Below are 16,441 nucleotides of genomic sequence, written 5' to 3' on the forward strand. Positions count from 1 at the left end.
TCCCCAGTGTGACCCAGGAGGCCGACACATTCCAGGAAATTTCGTCAGTTGCCCGGCTGCAATCACCTCCCTGGTTTCGCCGGTGCCTTTCGGCCACGAGGTACGGAACAGACCACACGTCCCAGTCCTGTCCAATACAGCCGATAAATTTCACCGACCTTTCGACGGATATATACCGGAAAGAAAAACCCGAAATTCTTGAACAAAGACCGCTTTCAGGTATTCATGATGAACGCGGCAGCGTTACACTCGTACAGCAAGTGACACTCGGGCCGGTGACGGTTGACTTATGGTGTCGAATCTCGAATTACAAATCAGACAGAGGCCGAAAAGAATTGAATCACCGATTCAGTGCACGCGGGGAAGACTCACACTTCGGGGGATCGAGAAAGGCTGACTGTGCCATGAGTATCAGAACTCGATACATCCGAACTCCGTGGATCCGAAAAACGGCGAAATATTCCTTCGAGACCATCTGCTTTACCCTGGCCGTGATTGTCGCGGCCGCACTGATCGCCGCGTACAACACACAACCGCGCTCCGCGCCGACGTACACGCCGGCCTCGTTCTCGGCGAATCCTGAATCTGCAGCGCTGCCCTTCGACATTCCACCCAAGTCGGCACTGAACGGAAAGTTGGTTTTCGCTCACTACTTCCCGCCCTATCCGGTTTCGATCGACAATGCGAATCCGTCTGGCGATTACTATGCGACACAATATCTTACGGTCAACGGCGAGAACAACAAACACGTTCGCTACGGAGGATTCCTCCGCGATCGGCCGACACCGCGGCAACCCATCGCCGATACGCAGTGGCGCCAACGCGACCTCGAATACGAAGTTCGTTCGGCAATCGCCGCGGGCATCGACGGATTCTCCGTCGACATCATCGCCAAGGCAACCGACACCAGTTGGTGGGGTTCCACCGTGCCCACAGCCCTGATCAAAGCAGCCGCAGCAGTCGATCCGAATTTCAAGATCATGCTCATGCCTGATATGAACGGCGCGTTCAAAAACATGACCGCAGTTCAAATGGCAGCAGAGATGAAACCGTATTCGACCATGGCATCATCATTCAAATTGAGCGACGGACGACTAGTGATCTCGCCATTTCTTGCCGAAAACAAGACTGCGGGCTGGTGGTCGGAGTTCATCACTATTATGAAAAATTCTTACGGAATAAATGTGGCATTTGTTCCGGTTTTCCTCGACGCAGCAGCTAACCGGAATTCTTTTGCATCGATCAGCTACGGGATGTCGAATTGGGGTAACCGAAATCCGGCAGGAAATCCGCTCTCGGGATCGAACCCGAACTCTCCGATGGGGCTTGCTGCTGCCGCTCACTCCTTGGGAAAGATATGGATGCAGCCAGTCGCCTTCCAAGATGTTCGTCCGAGTCAGTCGATCTACGACGAGGCACAGAATTCACAGAATCTGCAGAACATGTGGCAGATTGCGATTGCGTCCAACAGTGAATGGGTACAGCTCGTCACTTGGAACGACTACAGCGAGGGAACGTCGTTCGCACCCAGCGCCGGTCATGGGCGCGCGTTACTCGACATGAGTTCCTACGGGCTGTACAGCTTCCGCTCCGGCGCCTCACCCGCGATTGTTCGCGACACCGCGTATCTCGTCTATCGCAATCAGTCGGTCTCCGCGGTCCCCGTCAATCGCTCTGCTGCCCCTATGACACTGCGCCAATGGTCATCCCCCGCTCGCGATACCGTCGAGGTTCTCACCTTCTTGACCGCTCCCGCAGTCGTCAAAGTGACGGTGGGAACCACGATTACCACCTGCAATGCCCCGGCCGGGATGAGCAGCTGCATCGCCCCGTTGAAAGTAGGTTCCATCAAGGCCTCTGTCGTTCGCGGCACTACCGAGGTGTCTCGGGTGAGTTCGCACGCGGCGGTGACGGCCACACCGTACAACCAGAATCTCGAGTACCTGGTCGATTCCAGTCGGAGATAACGGTGACGAAGATCGGGTGAGTCCGTCGACTCACCCGATCTTCGTTGCGCCATCGGTTTCGGCTGCAATTGGTAACTCGGGCCGCGATACCGCCCCCGTCCGCTCCACCCTCACTGCCAAGGTCACCGCGGCCGCCAGTGCCGATACGCCCGCTCCGATCCAGTACAAAACCGCGAACGAATGCAGGGTCGGCACAGTGCTCGCACCGATCACCACCGTCGAACCGGCCAATACCGCTGCCGCAACGGCGCTTCCGGTGGAGGTACCGACCGAACGGAGCAGGCTGTTGAATCCGTTGGCCGAGGCGGTCTGATGGATCGGCGCAGATTCGGTGATCAGAGTCGGCATGGCTGCCAGGGAAAATGCCACACCGGCCGATACCACGGCAGCGCCGATCACGATATTGACCAGCGTCGGCGTCAACAGCACACGCAAGACGTATCCGATTGCGATGACGATCGCTCCTGAGGCCAACGTGGCCTTCGCTCCCCATCGCCTCGTCACCTTCGACGACACCGGCGCCAATCCGATCATCAGGACTCCGCCCGGCATCATCGCCAGTCCGGCTTCGGCAGCCGAGAGTCCGAGACCGTCCGCCGACGCCAGGGGCAACTGAAGTTCCTGCGTTGCCGCCAACGCGCTGATGAACATGGCAAAACCGAGTAATACTGCGCAGACGTTCGAAACCAGAATCGGAGCGCGAAGGGAAGTCCGCAGATCGACCAGCGGTGCCGGCGTGTGCAGTTCCCACGGAATCCATCCACAGAGCAAGACCACGCCGGACGCGATCAGAACCAGAACCTCGGGGCTTGCCCAGCCCCATTCTGTTCCTTTCGAAACGGCCAGCAGCAGTGCAGTCATAGCGAGCGTGAGGACTGTGGCTCCCAGAAAGTCGAAGCGTCCGCGACTCTTCACAGCCGATTCCGGCACCACCAGGGGCAAGACGACTATCAGTACGACCCCGAATCCACCGGTGACCCAGAAAAGCGCGGGTAGCCCCCAGTGCGCCGAGATCACCCCCGCCATCGGCATACCGAACATGCCGCCGATCCCCAACGTCGCACTCATGAGAGCTACTGCACCACTGAGCTTTTCCGGAGGAAGGACATCGCGCATGATGCTGATTCCGACGGGCAGAAGTGCCGTCGCGAACCCCTGCAACGAGCGTCCGAGGATCAGTAACCAGAAACTCTGGCTGAGCGCCGCAACCATGCAGCCGACGATCATCACGGCAAGACAGACGAGCATCATCGCGCGCTTTCCGAACATGTCGGCGAGTCTGCCGATGAGAGGGGTCGCGACGGCACCGGTCAGCAACGTCGAGGTCACCAGCCAGGAAGCGGTGGAGGACGATACTCCCGATGCCGTCGCGAACGCAGGCAGGACCGGCACCACCAAGGTCTGTTGCAGCGCGACCACCACACCGCTCAGACTCAGGACGCCGACGACCCACCCGGTCCGCGCTTTCGCGCGAACAGTCTTGTCCGTCAAGCGTTCGAGCGAGCGGCTACTCCGGCGTCGACAGGAACCACGATGCCACTCATGTGGGCACTCGCGTCGGCGGCGAGGAACAGGACTACTCGCGTGATCTCGAAGGGATCCAGCCAACCGACCGGCTGCGCATGCAGAGTCGCGTACACGGGTTCGACGTCGTCTGCCGTCGGCGATTCGAGGTCAGGCCGCATCATCGCGTACATCATGTCGTTGTGAATCATCGGCGTCGAGATGTTCCCCGGTGCAATAGCATTCACGGTCACACCCGAGTTTGCCAGTTCGAGCGACACACTCTTCGTCAAACCGATGACGCCCCACTTGGAGGCGCCGTACGCCGCCATCTGGGTGCCACCGGAGCGACCCATCATCGAGGAAATCGTGATGATGCGACCGTAACCACGTTCCGCCATTCCACCTGACACGGCCGCAACGGTGTTGAACACACCGGTCAGGTTCGACGAGATGACTTCGTTCCACTGCGCCGACGTCATCGACGTGATCGGAGCGGGCACGGACACACCGGCATTCGCGACGGCGATGTCGACACGGCCGAACTCGGCTTCAGCGCGGGCAACGAGCGCGTCCATTGCGTCGCGATCAGCAGTGTCTGCCTTGACGGCAATGCACCGACGACCGGTGGCTTCCACCAAACGAACGGTTTCCTTCAGATCCTCCTCGTTTGCGAGGGGGTAGGCGACGACATCACTGTTCTCGCACCGGTCGCAGATCACGATGTCCGCGCCACGCTCCGCGAATGCGACAGCGTGGGCGCGCCCCTGACCGCGTGCGGCACCGGTGATCAGTGCAACTTTTCCTTCGAAGCTGCCTTCGAGGCTGTTCATGCCGTCTCCTAGTTCGTCGTATGCAAGCGTGCGCTGTACTGCATGCGTACTCCGAACCCGCCCGAAAGAAACAGTCGATCCCGGACAGCGGGAATCCAGCCGGTTACTGGTAAACGGCGGTCTCGAATTCCAGGTATCCGTTGATGGATCCAGGGTCCGCGAACGGCAGAATCTGCGTTGCCCAGAACCCGCCGACGCCGGTCTGCCGGTCGATCCAGTAATAGAGGTTGGCAAGACCCGCCCAAGCCAGCGATCCGGCCGGCCTACCGGTGGGTGCCACCTCTTCATTTGTCATGAAGGAGTATGCCCATCCCTTGGGTACACCGGGGAAGAATTCCGCATCGTTGGACAGCGTCGGGAGAACTCCGGGCAACAACCCCACGTGCTGGCCTTCGAGCCCGTTCTGAACGGCTGCAGCTACCGTCTCCGGCGACAACACGCGACCGGATGTGCCCGCGCCGTCGTTGAGCCACATACGAATGAACTTCATGTAGTCGCCGACAGTGCCGTGCAAACCATGACCACCCATGTGCACCTCGGGTTCGGCCGGAAGCTCGAATCCGATGAGCGGAGTGAGGCTTCCGTCGCTCTCGCGCTGATGGATCGGTGCAAGTCGATCCTTCATCGACGGGCTCATCGTGAATGCCATATCCGTCATCTCGAGAGGTTCGAAGATGCGCTCGCGCATGACATCGCCGAGTCGCTGACCTCGAATCGACTCGACGACCTGTCCGGCCCAGTCGATGTTGGTGCCGTACTCCCACTTCTCACCCGGGTCGAAGAGCAGCGGTGTCGTGAGCGCCGCTTTGCTACACGTGATCACGCTGGGCTGCCCATGTTCCTGCGAGAGCCGGTTGTACGACTCGTTGAAGAAGTCGTAGCCGAACCCTGCAGTGTGAAGGAGCAGCATGCGAGTGGTGATGTCACGCTTGGGTTCCCGAAGAACGGGGTTTCCGCCGGCGTCGAAACCGTCCAGGACCTTCAGCTCACCGATGTCGGGAACATAGGTCGCTGCAGGTGCATCGAGATCGAGCAACCCCTCCTCCACACATTGCAGGACAGCGGTACCGGTAATCGCCTTGGTGGTGGAGAAGAGCGCAAAGGTTGTATCGAGGGTCATTGGAACGCCGGAACCGAGAGTCCGCTCGCCCGCAGCACCCTCGTAGATGTTGCCTTCTCGATCCGTGATCATCGCGACCACACCCGGGACGCGATCAGCCCCCTGAGTTGCTCGCGCCAGCACGTCGTCGAGGCGCTGCTTCGAAAGGGGCTTCCGCGCAATATCTTCGATCGTCACTGCATTTCTCCATCCGACTTGCAACTTGTCTTGTCGAACAGAATGTAACGGCGATCACACACCCGGCTCTGCCTCGAAACGGCAGGAAAACTGTCTCGTTTCGGCAGAACCGGGCAGAGATTGGAGTCAGCTCTGGGGCGCTCCGATATTCACCAGCCAGGAAATGCCGAATTTGTCTGTACAGGCGCCGAATTCGTCGCCCCACATCTGCTTCTCGAGTGGAACGCTCACCGTTCCCGTTCCCGACAACTGCTCCCAGTACCCGCGCAGCACATCGCCGTCGTCGCCGCTGAGGCTGACCGTGATGTTGTCGCCGGGGTTGTACGGCATGCCGGGCGGAGTGTCGGCACCCATCAGGGTGTATCCCTGATCGGTTTCGAGCATTCCGTGCATGATCTTGTCGCCGCCTTCACCGGGATTGCCGAACTCACCGAACGTGCTCAGCGCCAGCGTGCCACCAAAGATTTCTTTGTAGAACTCCAACGCCTCACGGGCATTGCCGTTGAAGCTGATGTACGGATTGAGTCGAGTTGCCATGACGTACTCCTAGCTCGTGGGATTGCTGTCACGTTCGATTTCAATCCTTGCAGAACGCTCCGACACGAAACAACGGATCACGGCAGTTCATCGAGTGCGTAAAACGATCGTCATGACCGTTCAAACAACTGTCCTCAGAGTCGATTCCGGGTCTCGGAAGGCAACTCTCCGAACCGTTTCCGGTAGGCGGCCGCAAACATGCCCAGATTGACGTAGCCCCACACGTTGGCGATTTCGGAGACGGTTCTCCCGTCGGAACGCAACAGTTCGCCGCGTACACCCTCCAACCGACGCGCGCGCAATCGTTGCCCCGGCGTGGTGTCTCGGTACCGTCGAAATCCCGCAGTGAGCGCCCGGACACTGACACCCACCGCAGCCGCGATCTCCGATGCCGTCGGCACCGAGCGAGCAAACGTATCGATGTACTCCTCTGCCGATCGCACGTAGGCAGGTTCGGCGGAGGCGACGTCGACGCCGAGTTGCAGCCCGGCCTGCGTCGCCCACTCGTCGAGAAGCTGAGCCGCGATGAGTTCTTGAACCCTGGCACCCAGCCTTTCGCTCGACATCGCCTCAGGCGACTCTGCAATTGCGCGAACGACGTAGTCCATCAATGCCAGCCAACTCGAGCCCCGCCCGCCAATGGTGCACTTGTGCCGCCACAGACGGTCGTCGGGAACCGACCCGAACCATTGCATGGCGTGATCGGCGACAAGCTGATGCGGCACAGTGAGATTCAGCTGCAGATGATCTTCGTCGAATTCGACGAAGTAGTCGGTCCGGCTACAGTCGGCGACAAAGGTCTCCCCCACGGCAGTATTCACCGCAGTTCCTCCGCCGAGGGCATGTCGACCGTTGCCTCTGATAGTCGTCAGAACCAGAATGTTTCCGGCCTCAGGCGAACATTCACCGACGGAGACCGGAATCCCGTAACAGAATCTGGTGACGTCGATCTTGCCGACTGCCGCGGAGTACATGTCCGAAGCCGGCTTCAACCGACTTCCGATCGGCGTGACCGTATACGGCATGTAGATGTTGTCGGACCACTCCTTGATGCGGTCCCAGTCCCGAGAAAAGGCCTGGTGATGCTGCATAGTGGGCTGGCCGGCCGCGTCGATGAGCAAGGCATCCTCGAACATGGTTCGAGTATCGCACCAGGGCCCGGGAAGGTCACGCGAAGTGAGCTGACGTGATCACTGGCTGTACGGCGGCGGGTCGTGTTGCAGCAAAAAGCAGCGAATCCACCGCGGTCCCCCGGATCACCATGTGTGCCCTCATTCGCCCCTCCTCCTCCATTCCGATTTTGGTGAGCACCGACGCCGACGCCGAATTCTCCGGACGACACGTTGCCTGCACTCGCTGCGCTCCGAAGCGAGCAAAGGCGAATTCCAGAACCGCGCGCGCCGCCTCCGACGCATAGCCTCGCCCTTGGAACTTCGGATTCACGACAAAACCGAGTTCCGCCCGCCGGTGCGCGGCGGATACTTCCCACACAGCTACCGAACCGATGACCGCTCCATCGGCCTTCGACGTGATGGTCAGGGTGAACGTGCGACGTTCGACGAGCGCAGCTTCGAGTGCCGCGTCAGCCAGGAATGCCCTGGTCACCGCGGGGGTGTTCGGCCCCCAATCAACATATCTACAGACGGCAGGGTCGGATGCGTACTGATGGACGGCACCTTCATCCGCGGCAGTGAAATCTCGAAGAACAAGGCGTTCCGTAGTCAACGTGAACATCCAGCGATCCTAGAGCGAGCCCAAAAGCACCTCTTGACTCGAACGTATGTTCGAGTATCCTTTGGGGAGGGGATCGGGGGATTCAATGAGCGTCTCGTTGTCGGATGTGGTGTCTGGTTCTGCGGTGGGGTTACGCGGACGTCTGTGGCGGTTGTCTGCTGCCGAGTTGCGTGCTGCTGCTGTCGAAGCGAGTGCGGAGATTCTGCGCCTCGAAGCCGTTCGAGTGGCGGTGGTGGACGAGTTGTCGTTGCACCCGGATGATCAGGTGATTGCCAGCCGCGGGGTGGGTGCGTGGTTGGCGGCCAACACCATGCTGCAGGTTCGGGACGGGAAGAAGATCGCCGCATTGGGTGCGGCTTTGCGGCCGTTTCCTGCGGTGGCGGCTCGGTTTGATGGCGGGGATTGCTCGTTCGATCATGCCGTGTTGATCGTGGCGTTCTGTGAGTCACCACCGAAGGGCATGCCGGAGGAAGCGCTCCCTCGCTGTATCGATTTGTTGTTGGCTGCCGCGTCCGGAGTGGAAGCGACAACCACGAAAGTGCGGAACGTGATCGCGACGTTAGAGCGCATTTTCGAATCGGATGAGATTCCGCCCGCCGAGGATGTGGATCGGAATGAGTTGCGGATCGCGTCGACGTTGAATGGTCGGGTGGTGGTGCGTGGTGATTTCGATGCCCTCACCGGAGAAATGCTGCTGTCGGCCCTGTCGAATTTGACGATGCCCACCCCGGCACCGGATGGAACCCCGGATTCTCGGTCGGCAGCGAAGCGGACGGCGGACGGGTTCGCCGAACTGATCCGCCGCTATCTCGATTGCGCCAAGACTGGTACCGATGGTGGTCAGCGTCCACACGTGAACGTGCACATCAATGCGCGTGATCTCGCTGAGCATCGGGATTGCGCCGCGTCGCCTTCTGATGTGGACGACGAAGGCTCACCCGATCTGGACTTGTCGGATCTTGATGTCGGCCACATGCCCTGGCTCGGGCCACTCTCGGTGTCGCAGACCCGACTTCTCGGATGCGACTGCTTCCTCTCCACCGTTCTGCTCGACGATCACGGCACGCCCTTGGATGCGCAACCAGGAAAGAGGTTGGTCACCGCCGAACAACGCGTCGCCCTCATCGCCCGAGACAAAGGCTGCGCCTTCCCGGGCTGCACGTGCGTGCCCGCCTGGACGGATGCGCACCATATCCGGCACTGGGCGAACGGTGGCCCGACGGTGATGAACAACCTGGTCCTGCTGTGCCGTTCACACCACCGGTTGATGCACCGGAAATCAGGGTTCGTCGGGAAGTGGGCGATCCGCATCGGCGCCGACAACAAACCGTGGTTCATCCCGCCACCCTCGATCGACCCCGGGCAGCAACCCAGGCCGGCGAACACCACCTTCAAAACCTGAGAGGTCAAACCTCTTTGGCGACAACAGAACACGAACCGAGCACCGCATCGAAGGAGACCTCGATGCGGTGCCAACCGGCCGTGACGCTTGATGAAGCTGTGCCCACGATAATCAGCGAGTCAGCACAAGCCCCGATGTCGGAACGCCCGTTCCCGCAGTCACCAGTACATTCTCGACGGAGTCGACCTGGTTGACCGAAGTACCGCGGATCTGCCGAACACCCTCGGCGATACCGTTCATCCCGTGAATGTATGCCTCGCCGAGCTGTCCACCATGGGTGTTGATCGGAAGCTTGCCGCCGAGTTCGATTGCGCCACCGGCGATGAAGTCCTTTGCCTCTCCCCTGCCACAGAAACCGAGTTCCTCGAGCTGCATCAGAACATAGGGCGTGAAGTGGTCGTAGAAGATCGCCGTCTGCATGTCCGACGGGCGCAGCCCACTTTGTGACCAGAGCTGATCGCCGACAAGGCCCATCTCCGGTAGGCCGGTCAAACCGTCGCGGTAATAGCTGGTCATGATGTATTGATCTGCCCCGCTGCCCTGTGCGGCGGCAGCGATAACGGCGGGGGTGTTCTTCAGATCTTTGGCTCGTTCTGGCGAGGTGACGACGATCGCGATGCCGCCGTCGGATTCCTGGCAGCAATCGAGGAGATGCAAAGGTTCAGCGATGAATCGCGAGTTCTGATGGTCCTCGAGGGTAATCGGTTTTCCGTAGAAGAACGCCTTCGGATTGGTGGCTGCATGCTTACGGTCGGCGACGGCGATTCGACCGAAGTCCTCGCTGGACGCTCCGTATACGTGCATGTATCGCTGCGCGACCATCGCGACAAAGGATGCGGGAGTACCCAATCCGTGAGGATAGGAAAAGGCGTTGTCCGTTCCCGACGAATTGACCTGCGCCACAAGGCCGGAGTTCACCTGCCCGAAACGCGCACCCGATCGCTCGTTGAACGCGCGGTAAGCGACGACGACGTCTGCGACGCCGGTGGCAACAGCCATGGCGGCCTGCTGAATCGTCGCCGCAGCGGCACCGCCTCCGTAGTGAATGCGGCTGAAGAACTTGAGGTTCGGAATCCCCACCGAACGAGCTACTGCCACTTCGGTGTTGGTGTCCATGGTGAACGAGGTAAGACCGTCGACGTCGGCGGGTGTCAGACCGGCGTCGTCCAACGCGGCTTGAACAGCCTCGGCGGCAAGTCGCAGTTCACTGCGACCGGAGTCCTTCGAGAAATCCGTGGCTCCGATTCCGACGATCGCTGCCTTGCCGGACAATGCGCTCATTCAATGTCTCCGTTTTCAATGTCTCCATTCGAGCCCGACGCCGGAAATGCCAGTGTGACCTGTGCGGTGATGTGATCTCCCAGGCTGTTCTTGCCGACCACCGCGAGCGACACGAGATCCTCGTCGTAGGAGGTCACCGTTCCGGAGAGCGTCAAGGTGTCGTAGGCGTACCAGGGGACTCCGAGGCGGAGTTTGATCGACGTGAGTACAGCCCGCGGTCCGGCCCAATCGGTCACGAATCGCTGCACCAAGCCGGTGTCGGTGAGGATGTTGACGAAGATGTCCTTCGAGCCGCGTTTCTGTGCGAGATCGCGGTCGTGGTGAACATCTTGAAAATCGCGGGTAGCGAGCGCCGCCGAGACCACAAACGTCGGGTCGCCGTAAATCGAGAGCTGCGGAAGAACCTCTCCCACAGTGATATCCGTCGTCAAAGTCATCGTCACTCCTTCACCGCAGAAACCGCAGACACAGAAACCGGCTGCCAGGCGTACAGAGTCCAGGGAGTTCCCCCGGTCTCGTCGTCTCCGGGGAAGTCGAGGTAGACCGCCTCCACCTCCATCCCGATCGACACACTCGACGGATCGATACCGCGCAATTCGCCGAGCATCCGCACACCCTCGGGCAGTTCGACCAGGGCCACGACGAACGGCAACGACCGACCAGGAACCTTGGGGGCGTGGTGAACGACAAAGCTGAAGACCGTTCCCCGACCTGACGCGACCACGTAGTCGGTCTGCTCCGACTTGTCTTTCCAGATCGCGGGCACCGGCGGGTGCTGTACCGAACCGTCCGCACGCAGTTGAATACGCAACTCGTGTGCGGCGACACCGTCCCAGAAGAACTGCGTGTCGAGGGATGCTGTCGGACGCAGCATTCGAGATGCGTCCAGGTCCGCAGGCACGTCAGTGGAGGAACTCTCGCTGACTGGCGGCGCGAACTTCAAGATCCGGAACATCATCTCCGAGACCAATTCTTCGCCGACCCGCCAGAAGCTGCGAGTAGTGAAGAACCATCCTTCACCAAGACCTGTTTTCTTGGGTCCCACAACGTCTTCCAACACCGAGGAGATGGTGACTTCTTCACCCGGCTTCAAGTAGCGGTGGTAGATCTGATCGCAGTTGGTCGCGACCACGGACGTGAATCCGGCCTCGTCGAGGATGTCCGTCATCCGGCCCAACGGATCGTCGGCTTCTCGAATTGCCCCCAGACCGCGCATCGTCCATACCTGCGCCATCGCCGGCGGCGCGACTATTCCGTCGTGTCCGGCGGCGCGGGCAGCCGATTCGTCGACGTAGATCGGGTTCTCGTCACCGATCGCCTCGACCCAGTTGCGGATCATCGGCAGGTTCACGGGGTCCCGGCCGGCGCGAGGAGCGCTTGGCCCGTCCTCTCGAACCCGCTCGGCAGCAGTGAGAATGGGATCTGACACGATTTGTTTCCTATCTCGGAACGCGAGGAAGCTTCAGGCCGGCGGTCGCAATCAATTCGCGCATCACCTCGTTGACTCCACCGCCGAAGGTGATCACCAGGTTGCGCTTGATCTGCATGTCCAGCCACTCCATGAGATCAGCAGTTTCGGGATCGATCGGATTTCCGTACCGCCCGACGATCTCTTCCGCCAGTCGACCGACCCGCTGGATACGCTCGGTCGCAAACACTTTGGTTGCCGAAGCGTCGGCGATATCCACCGACTCCGAATCACTCGACGCCACTTGCCAGTTGAGCAGTTCGTTGAGGCGGTACGTCGCATGAATTTCGCCGAGCGCGCGCCGTACGTCAACGTGATCAAGCAGGTTTTCACGCTTGGCCCAATCGAAGACGTGGTCGTAAATCCCTGCGACACGACCTGCCGGACCGAGCATGACGCGTTCGTGGTTGAGCTGCGTCGTGATCAAGCGCCAGCCCTGATTCTCCTCACCCACAAGCATGTTCGCCGGAACGCGAACGTCCTCGTAGTAGGTGGCGTTGACGTGATGCGCACCGTCGCAGGTGATGATCGGGGTCCAGGTGTAGCCGGGATCTTTGGTGTCCATGATCAGGATGGAGATGCCGCGGTGCCTTGAATCGGCAGACCCTGTCCGCACGGCGAGCCACACGTAATCGGCGTCATGCCCGCCGGTGGTGAAAATCTTCTGGCCGTTGACGACGTACTCGTCACCATTTCGTGCCGCCGAAGTGCGCAGTGCTGCAAGGTCGGTGCCGGCTTCCGGTTCGGTGTAGCCGATCGCGAAGTGCACTTCACCGGCGAGGATCGCGGGCAGGAATTTCTGCTTCTGCTCCTCGCTGCCGTACTTCTGCAGGGTCGGACCGACGGTCTGCAACGTCACCGAAGGCAGTGGGACATCCGCCCGCACAGCCTCGTTGACAAAAATCTGCTGCTCGACTTCACCGAACCCACGTCCGCCGAACTCCACCGGCCAGCCGACGCCGAGCCAGCCGTCCTTGCCCATACGACGGATGACCTCGCGATAGGTAGGGCCATGCCGCTCCACGCGCATGATCTTGGCCTCTTCGGGCGAGATCAGCGTCGAGAAGTAGCGTCGAAGTTCAGCTTGCAATGCGCGCTGACTGTCGGTCAGATCGATGAACACCGGGCCCCCACGAGGTCGAGTCGCTGCGAAGCACCGCCGAGCAGGCGTGCCAGGTCTTTTGCAGTCGAGTAGTAACGATGAAGTGGATACGTGACGTCGACGCCCAGACCGCCGTGCAGGTGGTGAAGCACCTGCATCGTGGCAGGCACTTCTTGGGCGATCCAGTACGCCATGACGTCGAGGTCCGACTGGGCGTCCAGGCCCTCCGACACGCGCCAGGACGCCGACAACGCCGCGACATGAAGGGTCCGGGAGGTGACGTACGCGTCGGCTATCTGTTGTGAGACTGCCTGGAACGTGGCGAGCGGCTTACCGAATTGCTCACGCGAGCCGACATGTGCCGCAGTGAGATCGACGGCGCCGGACACCAAACCGTCTGCAACGGCTCCGATGCTTGCCGTGGCGATCCGGTACAGCGTCTGGACGGCTTCCTCGCCGGCACCGAGAAGTTCACCGACTGCCTCGTCCATGGTGACTGCGAACTCCGGACTGCCGGACGCACTGGGAGTCGGCGTCAATGCGACGCCGGCGGCGGTCGGATCGACGAGAACGACTCCGGCGTCGGTGGGCACAAGAATTCTGTGTGCGCTCGCCGCGAAAGGCACGGCAAGCACCGTCCCGCTGACGCGATACCAGTCGCCCGACTGCTGCGCGGTGGTCGACGGCTGCGCCGGGAACTGCTGCCCCGGCTCACCGAGCGCCGCGGTGAACACCCGTCCGGCGCCGACTCCGGTGAGCAATTCGTCCTGTTGAGCGTCGGTCCCCAGAGCGACTATGGGGAGTACACCGAAGCCGAGGGTTGCGAGAGCCGGAATTGGAGCGGCGGCCCGGCCGACCTCGACGAGGAGGGAACCGACGTCGGCGACGGAGAGTCCCTCGCCGCCCAGACGCTCGGGCAGGGCCAACGTGAGCAGGTCGGCATCGGCGAATGCCGCCCAGAGCGCGTCCGGCTCCAGTTCGCGGGCAAGGAGCGCGGTAGCCACCTCGGCTACCGCTTCCTGGGTTTCATCGGGAGTGAAGTCCACGCTGGCAATCCTGTCTCTGATGTAGAACGTGTTCTAGTTGTATCACCAACGTGGACATTTCTAAAGGCCTCTACTCACGCCGTCTAATCACGGGGCAGGCCCAGAATTCTCTCCGCGGCGACGGTCAACAGAATCTGCGTGGTTCCGCCGGCAATCGACAGGCATCGCGTGTTGAGGAACTCACGCGAGAGCGGACCCTCCACCCATCCGGCCGGGCCACCCAATTCCATGGCGAACTCTGCGACATTCTGACGCTGGCGCACGCCCACCAGCTTGCGGACGCTCGACGCCGGACCCGGATCCTGACCGTCCAATTGCCGCAGTGTCGTGCGCAATTCCAGCAGTGAGCCCACCATGGCGGTTCCGATCAGCCCACCGAGCTTGTCTGCCACCACAGGATCGGGGTCGCCGGCCAGCTCGAGCAATTCCTCCATCGCACCGCCGAGCGAAGAGCCACCGCTCATCGCGACTCGCTCGTTGGCGAGGGTCGTTCGGGCCAGTTTCCAGCCTCCACCGAGCTGGCCGACGACGCACTCGTCCGGGACGAAGACGTCGTCGAGGAAGACTTCGTTGAACAGGGCATCTCCGGTGATCTCGCGCAGCGGCGAGATCCGAATCCCGGCCGTCTTCATGTCGAGAAGGAAGTACGTGATGCCCTTGTGCTTGGGAACCTCGCGATCGGTCCTGGCGAGGCAGATGGCCCAGTCAGCTTCACGCGCAAGCGAAGTCCAGACTTTCTGGCCGTTCAGCTTCCAACCGCCGTCGACCTTTTCCGCGGTCGTGCGCAGTGCGGCAAGATCGGAACCTGCGCCGGGTTCGCTGAAGAGCTGGCACCAGGTGATCTCGCCCTTGAGCGTCGGAGTCGCAAATCTTTCGATCTGCTCCGCACTGCCGTGCTCGAGGATGGTCGGCACTGCCCACCAGCCGATCACCAGATCAGGTCGGCCGATACCGACGGCCGCCAACTCTTCTTCGATCAAAATCTGTTGCGCAGCCTTGGCGCCCCGGCCGTACGGCTTGGGCCAGTGCGGTGCAAGGTAGCCCGATTCGGCCAACGCGTTGCGCTGCTCGGATTCGGGCAGCGCCACCAATTGCGCTACCTCTTCGCGAATTTCGGACCGGTCGGATTCGAGCTCGCTCAAGTCGATCTGAAGATGACGCCGTGCGCCGCCGATCGTCAATTCCGCGACGCGTGCGCGCCAATGAGACGATCCGCCCAGAATCTGCCGGAGCGACAGTGCTCGACGAAGGTAGAAGTGCGCCTCGTGCTCCCAGGTGAATCCGATGCCGCCGAGCACTTGAATGCAGTCCTTTGCCGTGTCGACAGCGGCATCCAGCGACACCGCGGCGGCCACTGCTGCGGCGATCGGAAGTTCGTCGCCCGACTCGGCAGCGACCGCACCATCCCAGGCGACGGCTCCGGCATTCTCTACGCGACACAGCATTTCGGCGCAGATGTGTTTGATCGCCTGGAACGAGCCGATGGGCTTTCCGAATTGTTCGCGAATCTTCGCGTACTCCACCGCAGTACGCAGGCTCCACGCCGCAATTCCGGCAGCTTCGGCAGCCCCAAGTACCGCCGCTAGGTCGGAAACCGATCCTGGCGCAATGTCATCGAGGATTCGGTCGGCATCGACCGTCACTCGATCGAAGGAGACTCGCGCCAGTGGTCGCGACTTGTCGATCGTGTCGACCGCTTCGTAGGTCACGCCTTCGCTGTCTCCGTCGACGAGAGCCCAGACGACACGCGAGCCTTCGTCTTCGGACACGACGCCCGCCGACACGAGTACCGATACGCCTGAATCGCCGCCCCAGGCGTAACCTCCTTCGCCATGAAGCTCGATGCCGCCGGACGCATTCGCCGTTGCCGCAACTGGACTTTCGTCCAATACGACGGCACACGGCAGCGCACCGTCGGCGAGCGTTTCGGACCATCGCTTGGCAGCGGGCGACGAACTACGCCCCACCACCAGAGCTGCGAGTGCAGTCGTGAGAACAGGACCCGGCACGAGTTCGATTGCCGCCTGCTCGAGCATTGCTGCGAGATCGACGATTTCGGCCCCGGCTCCGCCTACCGCTTCGGGAACGGCGACCGAAAATATCCCGAGAGACGCGAACTCGGACCATTTCTCCCGCCACGAAACTGCTGGTCCACGGCGTACCATGTCCATCGGCGTGGCCGAGCGAGCCCAGGCCTCTATCGATTCCTGGACCGCCCGCTGTTCATCGGTCGTGGCGATTGTCACAACTGGTTCCCGCCTCTCGATAAGT

At 61.1% G+C, this 16,441-nt stretch carries 14 protein-coding genes; 2 read left to right on the top strand and 12 right to left on the bottom strand.

The window, feature by feature from the left end:
• Positions 1-8: 8 nt before the first annotated feature.
• Positions 9-1,967 carry a glycoside hydrolase family 71 protein gene (locus QRN54_RS02070; RefSeq protein WP_285181507.1) on the top strand — a complete coding sequence of 653 codons (1,959 nt, stop codon included), beginning with the start codon at positions 9-11 and terminating at the stop codon, positions 1,965-1,967.
• Positions 1,968-1,997: 30 nt separating this feature from the next.
• Here QRN54_RS02070 and QRN54_RS02075 read toward each other — a convergent pair whose 3' ends face one another.
• The 6 genes from QRN54_RS02075 to QRN54_RS02100 form a co-directional block, all read right to left on the bottom strand.
• Entirely contained in the window at positions 1,998-3,458 is a 1,461-nt protein-coding gene (locus QRN54_RS02075; protein WP_047269629.1) for an MFS transporter, read from the bottom strand.
• On the bottom strand, positions 3,455-4,303 hold the full coding sequence (locus QRN54_RS02080; RefSeq protein ID WP_003945658.1) for a mycofactocin-coupled SDR family oxidoreductase: 849 nt from the start codon (positions 4,301-4,303) through the stop codon (positions 3,455-3,457). The genes QRN54_RS02075 and QRN54_RS02080 overlap by 4 nt, the downstream gene beginning before the upstream one ends.
• 103 nt (positions 4,304-4,406) lie before the next feature.
• Positions 4,407-5,600: a methyl acetate hydrolase AcmB gene (gene acmB / locus QRN54_RS02085; protein WP_064688621.1), complete on the bottom strand. Its 1,194-nt coding sequence runs from the start codon at positions 5,598-5,600 to the stop codon at positions 4,407-4,409.
• Between the two features lie 126 nt (positions 5,601-5,726).
• Entirely contained in the window at positions 5,727-6,137 is a 411-nt protein-coding gene (locus QRN54_RS02090; protein ID WP_047269632.1) for a VOC family protein, read from the bottom strand.
• 134 nt (positions 6,138-6,271) lie between these two features.
• Entirely contained in the window at positions 6,272-7,273 is a 1,002-nt protein-coding gene (locus tag QRN54_RS02095; protein ID WP_285181508.1) for an AraC family transcriptional regulator, read from the bottom strand.
• A 31-nt stretch (positions 7,274-7,304) separates the two neighbouring features.
• Positions 7,305-7,871, bottom strand: coding sequence for a GNAT family N-acetyltransferase (locus QRN54_RS02100; RefSeq protein WP_285181509.1), 567 nt, complete (start codon positions 7,869-7,871; stop codon positions 7,305-7,307).
• Positions 7,872-7,956: 85 nt separating this feature from the next.
• Between QRN54_RS02100 and QRN54_RS02105 the strand changes: the two genes are divergently transcribed.
• Positions 7,957-9,273 carry an HNH endonuclease signature motif containing protein gene (locus QRN54_RS02105; RefSeq protein WP_285181510.1) on the top strand — a complete coding sequence of 439 codons (1,317 nt, stop codon included), beginning with the start codon at positions 7,957-7,959 and terminating at the stop codon, positions 9,271-9,273.
• 111 nt (positions 9,274-9,384) lie between these two features.
• Here QRN54_RS02105 and QRN54_RS02110 read toward each other — a convergent pair whose 3' ends face one another.
• From QRN54_RS02110 to QRN54_RS02135, 6 genes are all read right to left on the bottom strand, one after another.
• Positions 9,385-10,554, bottom strand: coding sequence for a lipid-transfer protein (locus tag QRN54_RS02110; protein WP_019746856.1), 1,170 nt, complete (start codon positions 10,552-10,554; stop codon positions 9,385-9,387).
• The gene (locus QRN54_RS02115; RefSeq protein WP_020968404.1) at positions 10,551-10,991 is read right to left on the bottom strand and encodes a MaoC family dehydratase; all 441 of its coding nucleotides are present in this window, start codon (positions 10,989-10,991) and stop codon (positions 10,551-10,553) included. The genes QRN54_RS02110 and QRN54_RS02115 overlap by 4 nt, the downstream gene beginning before the upstream one ends.
• Before the next feature lie 2 nt (positions 10,992-10,993).
• A complete protein-coding gene (locus QRN54_RS02120) occupies positions 10,994-11,986 on the bottom strand; it encodes a bifunctional MaoC family dehydratase N-terminal/OB-fold nucleic acid binding domain-containing protein (protein ID WP_064075134.1) in 993 nt (330 codons plus the stop codon).
• A 7-nt stretch (positions 11,987-11,993) separates the two neighbouring features.
• Positions 11,994-13,145, bottom strand: a complete 1,152-nt coding sequence (locus QRN54_RS02125) for an acyl-CoA dehydrogenase family protein (RefSeq protein ID WP_058227266.1) — start codon at positions 13,143-13,145, stop codon at positions 11,994-11,996.
• Positions 13,130-14,170: an acyl-CoA dehydrogenase family protein gene (locus QRN54_RS02130; RefSeq protein ID WP_003945711.1), complete on the bottom strand. Its 1,041-nt coding sequence runs from the start codon at positions 14,168-14,170 to the stop codon at positions 13,130-13,132. Before QRN54_RS02130 ends, QRN54_RS02125 begins: the two co-directional genes overlap by 16 nt.
• An 83-nt stretch (positions 14,171-14,253) precedes the next feature.
• Complete coding sequence (locus tag QRN54_RS02135) at positions 14,254-16,416, bottom strand: acyl-CoA dehydrogenase family protein (RefSeq protein WP_042920534.1); 2,163 nt, start codon at positions 16,414-16,416, stop codon at positions 14,254-14,256.
• Positions 16,417-16,441: the final 25 nt, after the last annotated feature.

Origin of the sequence: Rhodococcus sp. MEB032 (assembly GCF_030208925.1) — a bacterium.
GTDB classification, from domain to species: domain Bacteria; phylum Actinomycetota; class Actinomycetes; order Mycobacteriales; family Mycobacteriaceae; genus Rhodococcus_F; species Rhodococcus_F qingshengii.